Origin of the sequence: Jannaschia sp. M317, from assembly GCF_025141175.1 — a bacterium.
In the GTDB taxonomy this organism is placed as follows: Bacteria; Pseudomonadota; Alphaproteobacteria; order Rhodobacterales; family Rhodobacteraceae; genus Jannaschia.
Genome location: NZ_CP081155.1, coordinates 1,078,730 through 1,094,697, shown reverse-complemented (window position 1 = coordinate 1,094,697; position 15,968 = coordinate 1,078,730). Strand labels below are relative to the sequence as shown.

The following is a 15,968-nucleotide window of genomic DNA, read 5'->3' as shown; positions in this document are numbered from 1 at the left end:
CAGATGTTCCCCACCCCCATCGAGAAATCCTCCCGCCAGTGGCAGATCGGCTATCAGGTGATCCTGCCCATCGCGTTGATCATGTGGTTGCTGCCGCTGATCGCCGTGGCGCTGTTTTCCATCAAGCCGGACAGCGACTTTACCAACGGCAACTACTGGGGCGTTCCCGGCTCGTTCGAGATGTTCAACAACTACGGCAAGGTCTTCTTCGAGAGCGATATGCCGCGGTATCTGTGGAATTCGCTCTGGATCACCATTCCCACGGTGATCGGGACCGTGGCCCTGTCGTGCATGACCGGGTTTGCGCTGGGCGTGTACAAGTTCAAGGGCAACCTGCTGATCTTCTTCATGTTCATCGCGGGTAACTTCGTGCCTTTCCAGATCCTGATGGTTCCGGTGCGCGATTTCACGATCAACCTGAACCTCTATGACACGAAGACCGGTCTGATCCTGTTTCACATCGCCTTCCAGACCGGGTTCTGCACGCTGTTCATGCGCAACTTCATCCGCGCCCTGCCCTTCCCGCTGATCGAGGCGGCGCGGGTCGAGGGAATCGCGGAATGGAAGATCTTCTGGTATGTCGTCATGCCGCTGATGAAGCCCGCCCTGGCGGCGCTGGCGGTGCTGATCTTTACCTTCATCTGGAACGATTACTTCTGGGCGATCGTGCTGACGCAGGGACCGGACAGCCAGCCGGTGACCGCGGGCATCACTTCTTTCAACTCGCAGTTCCGTGCGGCCTACCATCTGATGAGCGCTGGTAGTATCGTCGCGGCACTGCCTCCGGTTGCCATGTTCTTCCTGATGCAGAAGCATTTCATCGCGGGCCTGACCCTAGGTGCCGTTAAGTAAGAACCCTCCAGTTCGGGACCATTCCATGTCCTCTAAACCTTCTGCCGACGCGATCTCCGCGTCGGCACTTCCCATTGGCGCCGTGGCCGAAAAGGTCGACCATTCGATCCGGACCTGGCGGCTGGATGACACCCACCCCGAAACGGGCGGGCGGCAAACCATGTTGCTGGCCGCGACCGGGGACCGGTTGCCGCAGGTCGTCTATTGGGGGCCGCCCTTGCCCGCCGATGCCCCGGTCGACACGCTGGCCCGGGCCCATGCCATCGACGTCACCGGCGGCATGCTGGACGAAAACCCGGATGTCAGCCTTTCGCCCGAGGCCGTGCGGACCTTTCCCGGTCAGCCGGGTCTGATCCTGCGCGACCACGATGGCACCCCGATGCTGCCGAAGTTCTGCTTCAAGGACGCGGTGCAGGACGAAGACAGTCTCGATCTGGTCTACGATGACAAGATCAACGGCCTGACCATCACCTTCCGGTTCACCACCGACAACCGGACCCGGATCATCACCGCCAAGACGATTCTGGAAACGGATCGCCAGGTGCATCTGCATTGGCTGGCGGCCCCGGTTCTGCCTGCACCGCAGCAGTCCGACGAGATGATCGACGTGTCCGGGCGCTGGTGCGGAGAGTTCCAGTTGAACCGCACCAGCTGGTCGCCCGGCATGCGGTTCCGTGAAAACCGCACGGGACGCACCGGGCACGAACATTTCCCCGGCCTGCTGATCCCGTGCCTTGGCGCGACGAACACCCAGGGCGAGGTCTATGGTTTCCACTACGGGTGGTCCGGCGGGCACAAGATGATCGCCGAAGAGCTGCCGGACGGGCGCCGCCAGATCCAGTGGGGCCATGCCTCGCGGATGGAAACCCAGGCGGGCACCCGGTTCGAGAGCGCGACGCTTTATGTCACGTATTCGCCCTACGGGTTGAACGGCTGCGCCGTTGCCTTCCAGCGCCACGTCCGCGACCGGATCGTGACCTGGCCCAAGGGGCAGGCCCATCCCCGGCCCGTGCACTACAACTGCTGGGAAGCGGTCTATTTCGATCACAAGCTGGACGTGTTGAAGGACATCGCGTCGCGCGCGGCCACGCTGGGGGCCGAACGCTTCGTGCTGGACGACGGCTGGTTCGGCCAGCGCGACGACGACACCCGGTCCCTGTCGGATTGGGAGGTTGACCCGCGCAAGTATCCCGATGGCCTGGGCCCGCTGATTCAGCATTGCCACGCCGAAGGCATGACCTTTGGCATCTGGTTCGAGCCGGAGATGATCAACCCCGACAGCGACATCCACCGGGCGCACCCCGACTGGGCACTGGGCGGCGAGGATCAGACGCTGGGCCGGGCGCAGAAGGCGCTGAACATGGCCCTGCCGGAAGTGCGGGATTTCATCTACGACCGCATGGCCGCGATCCTGTCCAAGCATGACATCGACTACATCAAATGGGACCACAACCGCGTCCTGCCGATGCCCGACGCCGATCAGACGCGCGGGTCCTACGCGTTGATCGACCGGTTGCGCGCGGATTTCCCCATGGTGGAAATCGAAAGCTGCGCCTCGGGCGGGGGACGGATCGATTTCGGCATCCTGCAACGCACGCAGCGCGTCTGGCTGTCGGATTCGAACGATGCCCTGGAACGGCTGCGCATTCAGCACGACGCCGCGCTGTTCCTTCCGGTCGCCGTCACCGGCAGCCATGTCGGACCGCGTCGGTGCCATACCTCTGGACGGATGCTGGACATCAGCTTCCGCGCCTGGGTCGCGGCGCAGCGGCACATGGGGTTCGAGATGGACCCCAGAGAGCTGGACGATCACGAGGTCGCCGTCCTGTCGGAGGTCACCGCATGGTGGAAGGCCAACCGGGAATGGATGCTGTCGGCAGACATCCACCTGCTCGACAGCCCCGACCCCAGCGTCCTGGCCGAACAGCAGCAGCACCGCGAGGGTGAGCAATTCGTCGTCTTTGCCGGCAAGGCGGGCACCTCGGCGCAGATCGCGCCCCGGCCCCTGCGCCTGACCTCGCTGGAGCCTGACGCCCGCTACCGCGTGGAGCTGATCAACCGCCACAACGCCCCGGCGCTGAGCCGCGGGTATCCCCTGTTGAAAGAGCAGGCGATCGAAGTTTCGGGCACCTGGCTGATGCACCATGGCGTCACCCTGCCCTGGAATTATCCAGATACGATGTGGGTCCTGGAGGGGCGCCGGTTGTGACCGGCCCCCGCACCCCATTTAACCAGAATCCTGCGGGAATCCACGGTGTGACCCCCGCAACAGACCGCTATACGCAGCGCAGACCCCGGAGCCGCAAGCCATGACAAACGCGACCTATTCCGACCTCAAAGACGCCTCTGTCTTCATCACCGGGGGCGGCTCTGGCATTGGGGCGAACCTGACCGAGGGATTCCTGCGCCAGGGGGCCAAGGTGGCCTTTATCGGGCGCTCGGACGCCAGCGCATTCGTCGACGAAGTCGCGGATGCGACCGGCAACCGGCCGTTGTTCATCCAAGGTGACATCACCGACATGGATGCGCTGCGCGGCGCGATGGATCAGGCGGCCGAGGCCAATGGCCCGATCACCCGTCTGATCAACAACGCCGCCAACGACAAACGGCACGCGACGCTGGACGTCGACGAAGATTTCTACGACTGGTCCCAGGCGATCAATCTGAAGGCGTATTTCTTTGCCTGCCAGCATGCCATCCGCGGCATGAAAGCAGTGGGCTATGGCCACATCGTGAACTTCACCTCGATCAGCTACATGATGGGGAACGCGGGCTATCCGATCTATACGACCTGCAATTCCGGCATCAACGGCATGACCCGGTCGCTGGCGCGTGAATTCGGGCCCGACCGGATTCGCGTCAACGCGCTGGCCCCCGGCTGGGTTCTGACGCAAAAGCAGCTGGACCTTTGGGCCGACCCCGAAAGCCTGGCCGCCCATCTGGAACGGCAGTGCCTGAAAGATACGATTGCGCCCGAAGATATTGTAAATCCGACGCTGTTCCTGGCCTCCGACGCGTCCCGCATGATGACGGGACAGGCGATGGTCGTGGACGGCGGAGTTGTGGTAACAGGCTGATATGACCCGCTGGATCGCTGTAGACTGGGGCACGACCGCCCTGCGCGCCTCTCTTATGGAAGGCGACACCCCGCTTGAGACGCGCGCCAGCGACAAGGGCATGAACTCCCTGACACCCGAGGAGTTCGAGCCGACGCTGCTGGCGCTGGCCGACGACTGGGTCGCGGGGCCGACCGAAGTTCTGTGCTGCGGCATGGTCGGCGCGCGCCAGGGCTGGGTCGAGGCCCGCTATTCGGCGGTGCCCTGCCCGGCGCTGGGCACCGGCCTGACCACGGTTCCGACAAAGGACCCGCGCCTGTCGGTGCGGATCGTGCCCGGATTGAAACAGGTCACGCCGCACGCGGACGTCATGCGCGGCGAGGAAACCCAGATCGCGGGCATCCTGCGGGCCATACCGGGCTTCGACGGGGTCGCCTGCCTGCCGGGAACCCACACCAAATGGTGCCACCTGAGCGCCGACGAGGTCGTCAGTTTCCGCACCGTGATGACCGGAGAGCTGTTCGCCACGATCACGAAACAGACGGTGCTGCGGCATTCGCTGGCGGGTGACGGCTGGTCCGAGGACGCCTTCCTCGAAGCCGTGTCCGACGCGCTGTCGAAGCCGGAGATGCTGACCGCGCGCCTGTTCGAGCTGCGCGCCGCCGACCTGTTGACCGGGCAGGAGGCGGGCGTGGCCCGCGCGGTTCTGTCGGGCCTTCTGATCGGGTCCGAACTGGCCGCAACGCGGCCCTGGTGGCTGGGCCGCGACGTCGTCATCACCGGATCCGGCAAAACCACGCCCGCCTATGCGGCGGCGCTATCTTCTCAGGGGGTTACCCCCCGCATCCTTCCTGCCGACGCGATGACATACGCCGGCCTGACAACCGCAAGGGAATTGCCATGACCGCCCGCCCCCTGATCGCCATCCTGCGGGGGATTACCCCCGATATCGCCGTTGACGCCTGTGCCGCCATCATCGACGCGGGCATCACCACGATCGAAATCCCCCTCAATTCGCCCGAGCCGCTGACCTCGATCAAGGCGATGGTCGACGCCCACGGCGACCGCGCCGTGATCGGGGCCGGGACCGTTCTGACCACCGCCGACGTGGAGGCCGTGGCCGCTGCGGGGGGACGCATCATCGTGTCGCCCAATGCCGACCCCGAGGTCATCGCCCACACCCGCAAGCTGGGCCTCGAAAGCTGGCCCGGGATCTTCACCCCGACCGAGGCCTTTGTTGCCCTCAAGGCCGGGGCCACGGGGCTGAAGCTGTTTCCCGGCAACATGGCCGGGGTTGGCGGGCTCAAGGCGATCCGCGCGATCCTGCCGAAGGGCACGCAGGTCTACGCGGTCGGCGGGGCCGGGCCGGACAATTTTGGCGACTGGCTGGACGCGGGGGCCAATGGGTTCGGTCTTGGCACCGCCTCTTATGTGCCGGGCTTGACGGTCGAGCAGATCGGTGAGCGTGCGCGCGGCATTGTCGCCGCCTACGACGCCGCCATCGCCAGCCGGGGTTGAACCTGTGACCGTCGCCGCACGCCTGTTCGACGCCCGCCCCTGCGCCCTGGGCGAAGGTCCGCTATGGCACCCGGAACGACAGCAATTGTTCTGGTTCGACATCATGAACAACAAGATGCTGAGCCGGGTCGGTGACGAAGCCCTGTCCTGGGACTGGGACGAGCCGGTCACCGCGGCGGGCTGGGTCGACCGCGACAGCCTGCTGGTCGCCAGCGCCACCGGCTTCTGGACCTTCGACATCGAAAGCGGTGCACGCGAGCGGATTGCCACGCTGGAAGACGACAATCCCGGCACGCGGTCCAACGACGGCCGCGCCGATCCGCTGGGCGGCTTCTGGATCGGGACCATGGGATACAAGGCGGAACCTGCCGCAGGCGCAATCTATCGCTATTTCCGGGGCGAGATCCGCAAGCTGTATCAGGACGTCTCGATCCCGAACGCGATCTGCTTTTCGCCTGACGGGCTGTGGGCCTATTTCACGGACACGGCCACCGGCGTGATCTGGAAACAGCATATCGACCGCGCCGGCTGGCCTTCGGGCAAGCCCGAGGTCTTTGTCGATTATTCCGGCGTCGGGTTGAACCCGGACGGGGCGGTCTGTGACGCGGATGGCAATGTCTGGATTGCGCAGTGGGGTGCCTGGCGGGTCGCCTGTCACGGACCGGACGGCGCGTTCAAACACGCGCTGGGCGTGTCCTCGGCCCATACCACCTGCCCGGCCTTTGGCGGGCCGGACCTGACGCAGATGTTCGTCACCTCGGCCACGGTCGACCTGCCGGACGGATCGCTGGACCATGCCCCCGGCAGTGGCGGCACCTGGGTCGCGGACCTGGGCCAAAAGGGTCAGGCGGAACATCGGGTCGTGCTGTGAAACGCACGCTCGGCACCTGCTATTACCCGGAACACTGGCCCGAAGCCTGGTGGGCCGAAGACGCCCGCCGCATGGTCGATCTGGGCCTGACCTGGGTGCGGATCGGCGAGTTCGCCTGGTCGCGGATCGAACCCGCGCCGGGTGACCTGCGCTGGGACTGGCTGGACCGGGCGGTGGACGTGCTGACCGCTGCCGGCTTGCAGGTCGTGATGGGCACGCCCACCGCGACGCCGCCGCGCTGGATGCTGGACCGGCATCCCGACATGCTGGCGGTCGACGCCCAGGGGCACCCGCGCAAGTTCGGGTCGCGGCGGCACTATTGCTTCAGCCACGATGGCTACCGCGAAGATGCCGCGCGGATCGCGGGGCTGATGGCCGAACGCTATGGCGACCGTGTCGGGGCCTGGCAGACCGACAATGAATACGGCTGCCACGACACCACGATCAGCTATTCGGACAACGCGCGCCGCGCTTTTCAGGACTGGCTGCGCCGCCGCTATCAGAGCCCTGCGCAATTGAACGAGGCCTGGGGCAACATCTTCTGGTCGATGGATTACGACCGCTTCGATCAGGTCGATCTGCCCAACTTGACCGTGACGGAGCCGAACCCGGCCCATGTCATGGCCTTTCGCCGCTTTGCCAGCGACGAGGTGGTGCGGTTCAACCAGGCGCAGGTGGCGGCCATCCGGGCCCATTCCGACGCGCCGATTTCGCACAACTACATGGGGCGCGTGCTGGAATTCGATCATTTCGCCGTGGGCGCGGACATGGAGATCGCGACCTGGGACAGCTACCCGATGGGGTTCCTGCTGGACCGTGTGCCGGACGGCGACCGCGACGCCTACATGCGCCAGGGCGACCCGGATTTTCAGGCCTTTCACCATGACCTCTATCGCGCCGTGGGGCGCGGGCGCTGGTGGGTGATGGAACAGCAGCCGGGCCCGGTGAACTGGGCCCCCTGGAACCCCGCCCCGCTGCCCGGCATGGTCCGGCTGTGGTCGTGGGAGGCCTTTGCCCATGGGGCCGAAACCGTTGCCTGGTTCCGTTGGCGACAGGCCCCGTTCGCGCAGGAACAGCAGCACGCAGGCCTGTTGCGATCCGATTCAGTCGAAGCCCCAGGTTATCACGAGGCGGCGCAGGTGGCGCGTGAACTGGCGGATGCGCCCGACGTGACCCCCGCGCAGGCACCGGTCGCCCTGATCTTCGACTATGCCTCGCAATGGGCCTGGGAGGCGCAGCCTCAGGGGGCGGATTTCGATTACTTCGGACTGTGCCTCGACCTTTATCGGTCGTTGCGACGTCTGGGCCTGTCGGTGGACATCCTGCCGCCAGATACCGGGGATCTGTCTGGCTATGGCCTGGTTCTGGTGCCGGGACTGCTGACCATTCCGGACGTGTTGCGCGGGGCCATGGCGGCGGCAGAGGGACTGGTCCTGACCGGCCCGCGCTGCGACCTGAAGACGCCCGAGTTGTCGTTCCGCGTGCCGCTGGGGCCGGACCTGCCGGGCCTGGCCGCGCGTTCGGTCATGGAGGAAACCTTTCCCGCCGACACGCCGCGCCCGCTTGCGAATACCGGCACCGTGGTGAAATGGCTGGAAACGCTGGAGACCGAGGCGCAGGTCATCGAGGCGACGCTGGACGGCACGCCCGTCCTGATCCGCGACGGCAAGCGGCTGCATCTGGCCGGTTGGCCCAACCGCGTGGCCGCCGACCGGATTCTGGGCGCGCTGGCGGTCGAGGCCGGATTGCAGGTCCACACCCTGCCCGAGGGTCTGCGCATCCGAGATACCGGGGCGGAGCGGTTCGTGTTCAACTATGCCGCCGAAGCGCGGATGTTCGACGGGCAGGAGGTGCCCGCGGCGGGGGTGCTGCGCCTGCCGCTTTAACGTGCGGGCAAGGCCCCCATCCGGCTGCCCAGCTCGATCATCCGGTTCGCAAACCCCCATTCGTTGTCGTACCAGCCGAAAACCCGAATGAGCCCGGCCCCGGCGGCGCGGGTTTCAGCCGGCATCTGGATCAGGCTTTCGGTGCGTCCGCGCAGATCGCTGCTGACGACGGGTGCGGTTTCGACGCCGACGACGCCACCCGCCCCTGCGATTGCCGCGTTCACCGTCTCTGGCGTGGCGGGGCGTTCCGGCAGGAACGTCAGGTCCACCGCCGAGACGCTGGCCACGGGCACGCGCACCGACTGGCACGGCACCCGGCCCGCGAGGTGGGGCAAAACCTGATCCACCAAGCGCCCGGCAGAGGTCGTGGTCGGCACCATCGACAAGGCCGCCGCGCGGCTGCGGGCAAGTGCCGTGCCCATCGGCATGTCCACCGTTGGCTGGCTGCCGGTGTAGCAATGGATCGTCGTCATCGACCCGCCCGCGACGCCGAAGGCCTGATCGAGAACGGCCAGCAAGGGGGCCACCGCGTTGGTCGTGCAGGACGCGTTGGACACGATGCGGTGTGCCGGGGTCAGCGTCGCGTCGTTGGCGCCCAGCACGATGGTCGCATCCGCCACCGCGGAAGGCCCGGACATCAGCACGCGGGCGGCACCGGCCAGCAGGCCGCGTTCCGCCTCTGGCCGGTTGTCGGTGCGGCCAGTGCATTCCATCACGAGATCCACGCCACCCAGAGACAGGGTCCGCAGGTCAGGCGTGCGGCGAAAGGGAATCGCACGACCGCCGATCAGAAGCGTTTCATCCTTGGTCCGCACATCGTCGGGCCAGGGGCCAAAGACGCTGTCGTACTTGAACAGGTAGGCGCAGGTTTCCAGCGGAGCGATGTCGTTGATGCCCACGACGTCGAAATGTCCGGCCCCCTGCAAATGCGCACGCAGGATCGACCGCCCGATGCGTCCGAACCCGTTGATGAAAACTCTCATGCCGAGGACAGACCCGTATCCAGCGCCGCGACGATGGCATCGCATTCCGCGTCCGACAGGATCAGCGGTGGCGACATGATCAGGTTGGCCCCGGACCAGCGCACCATGACACCGGCCTTGTAGGTCGCCTCGAAGATACGGCCCGCGCGGGCCGCATCAGGCGTGCGCGCGTCGCGGTCGGATACGATTTCCAGCGCGCACATCAATCCCTCGCCCCGGACGTCGCCCAATGCCGCGTGTTTGCGCAGGCCCTGCAACCCCGACATGAGCCGCCCGCCCTGCGCCCGCGCGCGGTCCCAGACGGCCAGACGTTCCGTTTCGGCCAGACAGGCAAGCGCGGCGGCACAGCCGACGGGGTGGCCCGAATAGGTGTAGCCGGTGCCGATCATGCCGCTGTGGTCGCCTTCGAACACTTCGGCCAGCCGATCGTTCGCCAGCACGGCCCCCATCGGGAAATAGCCCGAGGTCATTGCCTTGGCCAAGGTCATCAGGTCCGGTTGCACCCCCCAGTGCCGCGACCCGGAGACGGAGCCGGTCCGCCCGAAGCCGGTGATCACCTCGTCCGCGATCAGCAGGACGCCGTGGCGGTCGCAGATGTCGCGCACGCCGGGCATGAAGCTGGGATGCGGAACGATCACGCCGCCCGCGCCCAGCACCGGCTCCAGGATGAAGGCGGCGACGGTGCTGGGCACCTGCATCTCGATCTCGGCTTCCAGCGCAGCGAGACAAAGCTGCGCCAGGCGTTCCGGATCGTCTTCGCCAAAGGGATTGCGGTAGGGATAGGGCGCGGGGACGTGGAAACAGCCGGGGAGCATCGGCTCATAGGGTTCGCGGAACTGCGGGTTGCCGTTGACGCTGGCCCCGCCCCAATGGGTTCCGTGATACCCCTTGCGGAGCGCGATGAACTTGGTCCGCGTCCCCTGCCCCCGGATACGGTGATACTGCCGCGCCAGTTTCAACGCGGTGTCCACGCTGTCCGACCCGCCAGAGGTGAAGAACGCGCGCGTCATCCCGTCCGGGGCGAACATCTGGGCCAGCTTGACTGACAGCTCGATCGCGGCGTCGTTGGTCGTGCCCTTGAAGGCGGAATAATAGGGCAGCCGGGTCAGCTGATCGGCAATGGCCTGTTTGATCGGCGCGCAGGAATAGCCCAGGTTCACGTTCCACAACCCGCCCACCGCATCGATGGTCTGGTGCCCGTCCAGGTCGGTGATCCGCACGCCCGCCGCCTCGGTGATGACCTTGGGTGGGGCTGCCTGCATCTCGCCGGGGTGCGCCATGGGATGCCACAGGTGACGGGCATTCATCTCGGTCAGGAAATTGTCGTCGCGCATGGCAGGCACCTCCGGTTGCAGCATTGGAAGGCGACAGGCGGCGATGTCAAAGGCGGAAACGTATCCTTACAAATCCCAGTCGTCGTCATCCGGCATGGCACCGATGGCGCTCCAGTCGGCACGGACGCGCGCCACACGGGTATCGCCCCAGGTGCGGAAGACAAGATCGAAACCCTGGGCGTCGACGGCGTCATGGCTCAGATCGACCCGGTGGTTCGCGCCCGCCGCCAGATCGACCATGGCCAATGCGGTCAGAACCGCCGGGGGATCCTTGAAGGGCGTGTCAAAAGTGACGCGGCGGCGCACCTCGCGTGGACCATCGCCCGCCCACATGGGGCCGTCGGTGTCGAAGTCGGAAAACATCGGCTCCGACCCTTGGTCCAGGCCGATCTGATGGCTGCGCAACTTGCGCATCATGGTGGCTCCCCCGTGGCTTGGACCTTTGTGCCGTGACGGGGCTGGAAACGCAAAGGCCCCGGACGCTGTCCGGGGCCTGAGGTATCAAAGATGACCGCAGTCAGAGGTTGGGCTGTTTCGGGTCCAGCCCGATATGCCCGCCCATCGCCACCATATCGGCCAGCAGCTTGGCTGCGGCGTCGGCCACGTCGGACGGGGCCTCCTGGCGGGCCTTGTGCGCTTCGGCGACCCAATCGTCATAGACGTCCTGGGTCACATCGGCGACGGGCAAGGCCCGTTCGGCCAGAACCGTGACGCCCGCGCCGATTTCGGCAAAGCCACCGGTGACGGCAAAGCTTTGCTCGCCAGAGGCGGTTTCAACGGTCAACACGCCGGGGCGCAGGCTGGTGATGGTCGGCGCGTGGTCGGCCATCGCGGTCATGTCCCCGTCCGCGCCGGGGATGCGAACGGCTTTGGCGTCGTCCAGGGACGCCAGCCGCCGCTCGGGTGAGACGAGTTCGAACTGCATCAGGCTGCCTCAGCCGCCATCTTCTCGGCCTTGGCCTTCACCTCGTCGATGCCGCCGACCATGTAGAAGGCACCTTCGGGCAGGTGATCGTATTCACCGGCGACGACGGCCTTGAACGAGGCGATGGTATCCTCAAGCGGGACCTGCACGCCGGGCGAACCGGTGAACACTTCGGCCACGTCGAAGGGCTGCGACAGGAAGCGCTGGATCTTCCGGGCGCGGGCCACGGTCAGCTTATCTTCCTCGGACAGTTCGTCCATGCCCAGGATCGCGATGATGTCCTGCAGCGACTTGTAGCGCTGAAGGATGCCCTGGACGTCACGGGCGACGGCGTAGTGCTCATCACCGATGACCTTGGGGTCCAGCAGACGCGAGGTGGAGTCGAGCGGGTCAACGGCCGGGTAGATGCCCAGTTCCGAGATGGCGCGCGACAGAACCGTCGTTGCGTCGAGGTGGGCAAAGGACGTGGCCGGCGCGGGGTCGGTCAGGTCGTCCGCAGGCACGTAGATGGCCTGCACCGAGGTGATCGAGCCGCGGGTGGTCGAGGTGATGCGTTCCTGCATCGCGCCCATGTCCGTGGCCAGCGTCGGCTGGTAGCCCACAGCCGAAGGGATACGACCCAGAAGCGCCGACACCTCGGAGCCCGCCTGCGTGAAGCGGAAGATGTTGTCGACGAAGAACAGAACGTCGGTTCCGGACTGGTCGCGGAACTGCTCGGCCATGGTCAGGCCGGACAGGGCGACGCGCATCCGCGCACCCGGAGGCTCGTTCATCTGACCGTAGACCAGGGCCACTTTGGACTTGGTCAGGTCATCGGCGTTGATGACGCCCGATTCGATGAATTCGTAGTAAAGGTCGTTGCCCTCACGCGTCCGCTCACCCACGCCCGCGAAGACGGAGTAGCCGGAGTGCACCTTGGCGATGTTGTTGATCAGTTCCTGGATCAGAACCGTCTTGCCCACGCCGGCACCGCCGAACAGACCGATCTTGCCGCCCTTGGCGTAGGGGGCCAGCAGGTCGATGACCTTGATGCCGGTGACCAGGATGTCCGAAGTCGTCGCCTGATCCGCAAAGGGCGGGGCTTCGTTGTGGATCGAGCGGTGCTCGGTCGCGTTGATCGGACCTTTTTCATCGACGGGATCGCCGACGACATTCATGATCCGGCCCAGGGTGGCGTCGCCCACGGGCACCGAGATCGGGCCGTCGGTGTCGGTCACGGCCTGGCCACGGACCAGACCTTCGGTCGCGTCCATGGCGATGGCGCGAACGGTGTTCTCGCCCAGGTGCTGCGCGACTTCGAGAACCAGGCGGTTGCCCTGGTTGTCGGTGGTCAGCGCGTTGAGAATGGCGGGCAGGTCGCCGTCGAACTGCACGTCCACGACGGCGCCGATGACCTGCGTAATCTTGCCAGTGTTGGCCATGTTAAAGTCTCCGGGTTCGGTCAGAGCGCCTCGGCGCCCGAAATGATTTCGATCAGCTCGTTGGTGATGACGGCCTGGCGGGAACGGTTATATTCGATCGTCAACTGATCGATCATGTCACCGGCGTTGCGCGTGGCGTTGTCCATGGCGGACATCCGCGCGCCCTGCTCGGAGGCCGCATTTTCCAACAGCGCCGCAAAGATCTGCGTCGCCACGCCACGGGGCAGCAGGTCGGCGAGGATCGCCTCTTCGCTGGGCTCGTAGTCATAGAGCGTGGAGGCGTCATCGCCCGCCTCGAAGTTGGCGGGAATGATCTGCTGGGCCGTCGGGTCCTGCGAGATGACCGAGTTGAACTTGGCGTAGAAGATGGTCGCCACGTCGAAATCGCCTGCGTCGAACCGCTTGAGCACGTCCGCCGCGATGCCTGCCGCGTCGCCGTAGCCCAGGCGCTTAACGCCCGAGAGGTCGACGTGACCGACAGAATACTCACCGAACTCGCGCTTGAGCGACTCGCGCCCTTTTTTGCCGACGGTCAGGATCTTGACGGTCTTGCCCTCGCCCAGAAGCTTTTGGGCGTGCTGCTTGGCAAGCTTGGCGATGTTGGCGTTGAAGCCACCACAAAGGCCCCGCTCGGCGGTCATGACCACCAGCAGATGCACCTTGTCCGAGCCCGTCCCCGAGAGGAGCTTGGGCGCGGTATCGCTGTCACCGACGGAGGCGGCAAGCCCGCCCAACACCGAGAGAAACCGCTCCGTGTAGGGGCGGCTGGCCTCGGCGGCGTCCTGTGCCCGCCGCAGTTTTGCGGCGGCCACCATCTGCATGGCCTTCGTGATCTTGCGCGTGGATTTCACGCTCGCGATCCGATTTTTGAGGTCCTTGAGGTTAGGCATCTAGCTGCCCCTCAAGCGAAGGTCTTGGCGTAGGAGTCGATCGCAGCCTTGATCTTGTCCTCGGCTTCGCCCTTCACCTTCGGATCTTCCTTGGTGATGAACTCCAGCACGTCCTTGGACGGTCCGCGCAGGTGGGCCAGCAGACCCTCTTCCCAGCGACCGACTTCCTTGACGTCAACCTTGTCGAGGTAGCCGTTCACGCCGGCGTAGATGACGCAGACGATCTCGGCGTTGGTCAGCGGCGAATACTGCGGCTGCTTCATCAGCTCGGTCAGGCGGGCACCGCGCGACAGCAGGCGCTGCGTCGACGCATCCAGGTCGGACCCGAACTGCGCAAAGGCGGCCATCTCACGATACTGCGCCAGCGACAGCTTGACCGGACCGGCGACCGACTTCATCGCGTTGGTCTGGGCCGAAGAGCCCACGCGCGACACCGACAGACCGGTGTTCACGGCAGGACGGATGCCCTGGAAGAACAGTTCGGTTTCCAGGAAGATCTGGCCGTCGGTGATCGAGATCACGTTGGTCGGAATGAACGCCGACACGTCGCCGCCCTGGGTTTCGATGATCGGCAGCGCGGTCAGCGACCCGGCACCGTTGTCTTCGTTCAGCTTGGCCGAACGCTCCAGCAGGCGCGAGTGGAGGTAGAAAACGTCGCCCGGGTAGGCTTCGCGGCCGGGCGGACGGCGCAGCAGCAGGGACATCTGACGGTAGGCGACGGCCTGCTTGGACAGGTCATCATACACGATCAGGGCGTGCTTGCCGTTGTCGCGGAAATACTCGGCCATGGCGGTCGCGGCGTAGGGGGCCAGGAACTGCATGGGGGCCGGGTCGGACGCGGTGGCGGCGACGACGATGGAATAGTCGATGGCGCCGCTCTCTTCGAGGCGCTTCACCAGCTGAGCCACGGTCGACCGCTTCTGGCCGACGGCGACGTAGATGCAGTACAGCTTCTGGCTCTCGTCGGTGGCGGCGTCGTTATACGACTTCTGGTTGAGGATCGTGTCGAGCGCCACGGCGGTCTTGCCGGTCTGACGGTCGCCGATGATCAGCTCGCGCTGGCCACGGCCGATCGGGATCATGGCGTCGACGGCTTTCAGGCCGGTGGCCATCGGCTCGTGCACGGATTTGCGCGGGATGATGCCCGGTGCCTTGACGTCGGCGACGCGACGCTCGGAGGCCGCGATCGGGCCCTTGCCATCCAGCGGGTTGCCCAGACCGTCGACGACGCGACCCAGCAGGGCCTCACCGGCGGGGACGTCCACGATGGAATCGGTGCGCTTGACGGTGTCACCTTCCTTGATGCCGCCGTCGGTGCCGAAAATAACGACACCCACGTTGTCGGCTTCGAGGTTCAGGGCCATGCCCTGGATCCCGCCCGGGAATTCGACCATCTCGCCGGCCTTGACGTTGTCCAGACCATAGACACGGGCGATGCCGTCACCAACGGAGAGCACGCGGCCCACCTCGGCGACTTCGGCATCCTGACCGAAATTCTTGATCTGATCTTTGAGGATCGCGGAGATTTCCGCTGCCTGGATCGCCATTACCGGACCTCTTTCATCGTATTCTGGAGTGCGTTGAGCTTCGCGCGGATCGACGTGTCGATCATCTGCGAGCCGATCTTGACCACGAGGCCGCCAATCAAGGCGTCATCGACGGTGACATCTAGGTTCACGTCCTTGCCGGTGGACGCCTTGAGCGTCGCGGCCAGCTTGTCGGACTGGGTTTTGGTAAGCGCCTTGGCGGACCGGACCTCGGCGGTGATTTCACCGCGCTCCTCGGCCAGCATGTCGCGCAGGGTCGCAATCATCTGCGGCACGACGAACAGCCGGCGCTTGGACGCCATCAGCGACAGCACGTTCTGGACCGTCTGCGACAGGCCCATCTTGGCGGCCACGGCGGCAATCGCCCGCCCCTGGTCATCACGGCTGATCACCGGCGACGTCAGGACGCCACGCAACTCGGCAGAGCCCTTCAGGGTCTCATCCAGAGCGGCCACGTCAGCCTCCAGGCTTTTCAGGTCTCCGCTCTCGCGGCTCAATTCGAAGACGGCCTGCGCATAGCGCGCGGCGATCCCCGTCGAAATCGAAGCTGGTTCGGACACGTCCACCCTTTCGACAGTCTCTCGGGCGGCAAGGTCTCCCCGGCGCTCACCCATGCAAACCAGACCCGACGGGCCTGATCACGAAATCGCGCTCCCTCTAGCAGAGGGTTTCGCACCCTGCAACT

At 65.6% G+C, this 15,968-nt stretch carries 15 protein-coding genes; 7 read left to right on the top strand and 8 right to left on the bottom strand.

Going from position 1 to position 15,968, the window contains the following annotated elements; all coding sequences use genetic code 11:
- Positions 1 to 3 precede the first annotated feature (3 nt).
- From K3551_RS05745 to K3551_RS05715, 7 genes are all read left to right on the top strand, one after another.
- Positions 4 to 852 carry a carbohydrate ABC transporter permease gene (locus K3551_RS05745; protein ID WP_259918432.1) on the top strand — a complete coding sequence of 283 codons (849 nt, stop codon included), beginning with the start codon at positions 4 to 6 and terminating at the stop codon, positions 850 to 852.
- A gap of 160 nt (positions 853 to 1,012) precedes the next feature.
- A complete protein-coding gene (locus tag K3551_RS05740; protein WP_259919492.1) occupies positions 1,013 to 3,061 on the top strand; it encodes an alpha-galactosidase in 2,049 nt (682 codons plus the stop codon).
- A gap of 100 nt (positions 3,062 to 3,161) precedes the next feature.
- Positions 3,162 to 3,929 carry an SDR family NAD(P)-dependent oxidoreductase gene (locus K3551_RS05735; protein ID WP_259918430.1) on the top strand — a complete coding sequence of 256 codons (768 nt, stop codon included), beginning with the start codon at positions 3,162 to 3,164 and terminating at the stop codon, positions 3,927 to 3,929.
- A 1-nt stretch (position 3,930) separates the two neighbouring features.
- Entirely contained in the window at positions 3,931 to 4,812 is an 882-nt protein-coding gene (locus K3551_RS05730) for a 2-dehydro-3-deoxygalactonokinase (RefSeq protein ID WP_259918428.1), read from the top strand.
- A complete protein-coding gene (locus tag K3551_RS05725) occupies positions 4,809 to 5,426 on the top strand; it encodes a 2-dehydro-3-deoxy-6-phosphogalactonate aldolase (RefSeq protein ID WP_259918426.1) in 618 nt (205 codons plus the stop codon). The genes K3551_RS05730 and K3551_RS05725 overlap by 4 nt, the downstream gene beginning before the upstream one ends.
- Before the next feature lie 4 nt (positions 5,427 to 5,430).
- Positions 5,431 to 6,297: an SMP-30/gluconolactonase/LRE family protein gene (locus K3551_RS05720; RefSeq protein ID WP_259918425.1), complete on the top strand. Its 867-nt coding sequence runs from the start codon at positions 5,431 to 5,433 to the stop codon at positions 6,295 to 6,297.
- A complete protein-coding gene (locus K3551_RS05715; RefSeq protein WP_259918423.1) occupies positions 6,294 to 8,183 on the top strand; it encodes a beta-galactosidase in 1,890 nt (629 codons plus the stop codon). Before K3551_RS05720 ends, K3551_RS05715 begins: the two co-directional genes overlap by 4 nt.
- Here K3551_RS05715 and K3551_RS05710 read toward each other — a convergent pair.
- From K3551_RS05710 to K3551_RS05675, 8 genes are all read right to left on the bottom strand, one after another.
- A complete protein-coding gene (locus tag K3551_RS05710; RefSeq protein ID WP_259918421.1) occupies positions 8,180 to 9,166 on the bottom strand; it encodes a type I glyceraldehyde-3-phosphate dehydrogenase in 987 nt (328 codons plus the stop codon). The two genes, K3551_RS05715 and K3551_RS05710, sit on opposite strands and share 4 nt — an antisense overlap.
- Entirely contained in the window at positions 9,163 to 10,500 is a 1,338-nt protein-coding gene (locus tag K3551_RS05705) for an aminotransferase class III-fold pyridoxal phosphate-dependent enzyme (protein WP_259918419.1), read from the bottom strand. Before K3551_RS05705 ends, K3551_RS05710 begins: the two co-directional genes overlap by 4 nt.
- Before the next feature lie 66 nt (positions 10,501 to 10,566).
- Entirely contained in the window at positions 10,567 to 10,917 is a 351-nt protein-coding gene (locus tag K3551_RS05700) for an H-type lectin domain-containing protein (protein WP_311199769.1), read from the bottom strand.
- A gap of 100 nt (positions 10,918 to 11,017) precedes the next feature.
- Positions 11,018 to 11,425: a F0F1 ATP synthase subunit epsilon gene (locus K3551_RS05695; protein WP_259918417.1), complete on the bottom strand. Its 408-nt coding sequence runs from the start codon at positions 11,423 to 11,425 to the stop codon at positions 11,018 to 11,020.
- Complete coding sequence (atpD, locus tag K3551_RS05690; RefSeq protein WP_259918415.1) at positions 11,425 to 12,846, bottom strand: F0F1 ATP synthase subunit beta; 1,422 nt, start codon at positions 12,844 to 12,846, stop codon at positions 11,425 to 11,427. Before atpD ends, K3551_RS05695 begins: the two co-directional genes overlap by 1 nt.
- A gap of 20 nt (positions 12,847 to 12,866) precedes the next feature.
- On the bottom strand, positions 12,867 to 13,736 hold the full coding sequence (locus K3551_RS05685) for a F0F1 ATP synthase subunit gamma (RefSeq protein ID WP_259918414.1): 870 nt from the start codon (positions 13,734 to 13,736) through the stop codon (positions 12,867 to 12,869).
- Between the two features lie 11 nt (positions 13,737 to 13,747).
- Positions 13,748 to 15,283: a F0F1 ATP synthase subunit alpha gene (gene atpA / locus K3551_RS05680; protein WP_259918412.1), complete on the bottom strand. Its 1,536-nt coding sequence runs from the start codon at positions 15,281 to 15,283 to the stop codon at positions 13,748 to 13,750.
- Positions 15,283 to 15,843, bottom strand: a complete 561-nt coding sequence (locus K3551_RS05675) for a F0F1 ATP synthase subunit delta (RefSeq protein ID WP_259918410.1) — start codon at positions 15,841 to 15,843, stop codon at positions 15,283 to 15,285. Before K3551_RS05675 ends, atpA begins: the two co-directional genes overlap by 1 nt.
- Between the last annotated feature and the right edge of the window lie 125 nt (positions 15,844 to 15,968).

Bases quoted from the DNA above. Each gene is read 5' to 3' on its own strand.
- K3551_RS05745 (WP_259918432.1), top strand. From the start codon at position 4: ATGTTCCCCACCCCCATCGAGAAATCCTCCCGCCAGTGGCAGATCGGC.
- K3551_RS05725 (WP_259918426.1), top strand. From the start codon at position 4,809: ATGACCGCCCGCCCCCTGATCGCCATCCTGCGGGGGATTACCCCCGAT.
- K3551_RS05740 (WP_259919492.1), top strand. From the start codon at position 1,013: ATGTTGCTGGCCGCGACCGGGGACCGGTTGCCGCAGGTCGTCTATTGG.
- K3551_RS05685 (WP_259918414.1), bottom strand. From the start codon at position 13,736: ATGCCTAACCTCAAGGACCTCAAAAATCGGATCGCGAGCGTGAAATCC.
- atpA (WP_259918412.1), bottom strand. From the start codon at position 15,283: ATGGCGATCCAGGCAGCGGAAATCTCCGCGATCCTCAAAGATCAGATC.
- atpD (WP_259918415.1), bottom strand. From the start codon at position 12,846: ATGGCCAACACTGGCAAGATTACGCAGGTCATCGGCGCCGTCGTGGAC.
- K3551_RS05705 (WP_259918419.1), bottom strand. From the start codon at position 10,500: ATGCGCGACGACAATTTCCTGACCGAGATGAATGCCCGTCACCTGTGG.
- K3551_RS05710 (WP_259918421.1), bottom strand. From the start codon at position 9,166: ATGAGAGTTTTCATCAACGGGTTCGGACGCATCGGGCGGTCGATCCTG.
- K3551_RS05730 (WP_259918428.1), top strand. From the start codon at position 3,931: ATGACCCGCTGGATCGCTGTAGACTGGGGCACGACCGCCCTGCGCGCC.
- K3551_RS05735 (WP_259918430.1), top strand. From the start codon at position 3,162: ATGACAAACGCGACCTATTCCGACCTCAAAGACGCCTCTGTCTTCATC.
- K3551_RS05700 (WP_311199769.1), bottom strand. From the start codon at position 10,917: ATGATGCGCAAGTTGCGCAGCCATCAGATCGGCCTGGACCAAGGGTCG.
- K3551_RS05695 (WP_259918417.1), bottom strand. From the start codon at position 11,425: ATGCAGTTCGAACTCGTCTCACCCGAGCGGCGGCTGGCGTCCCTGGAC.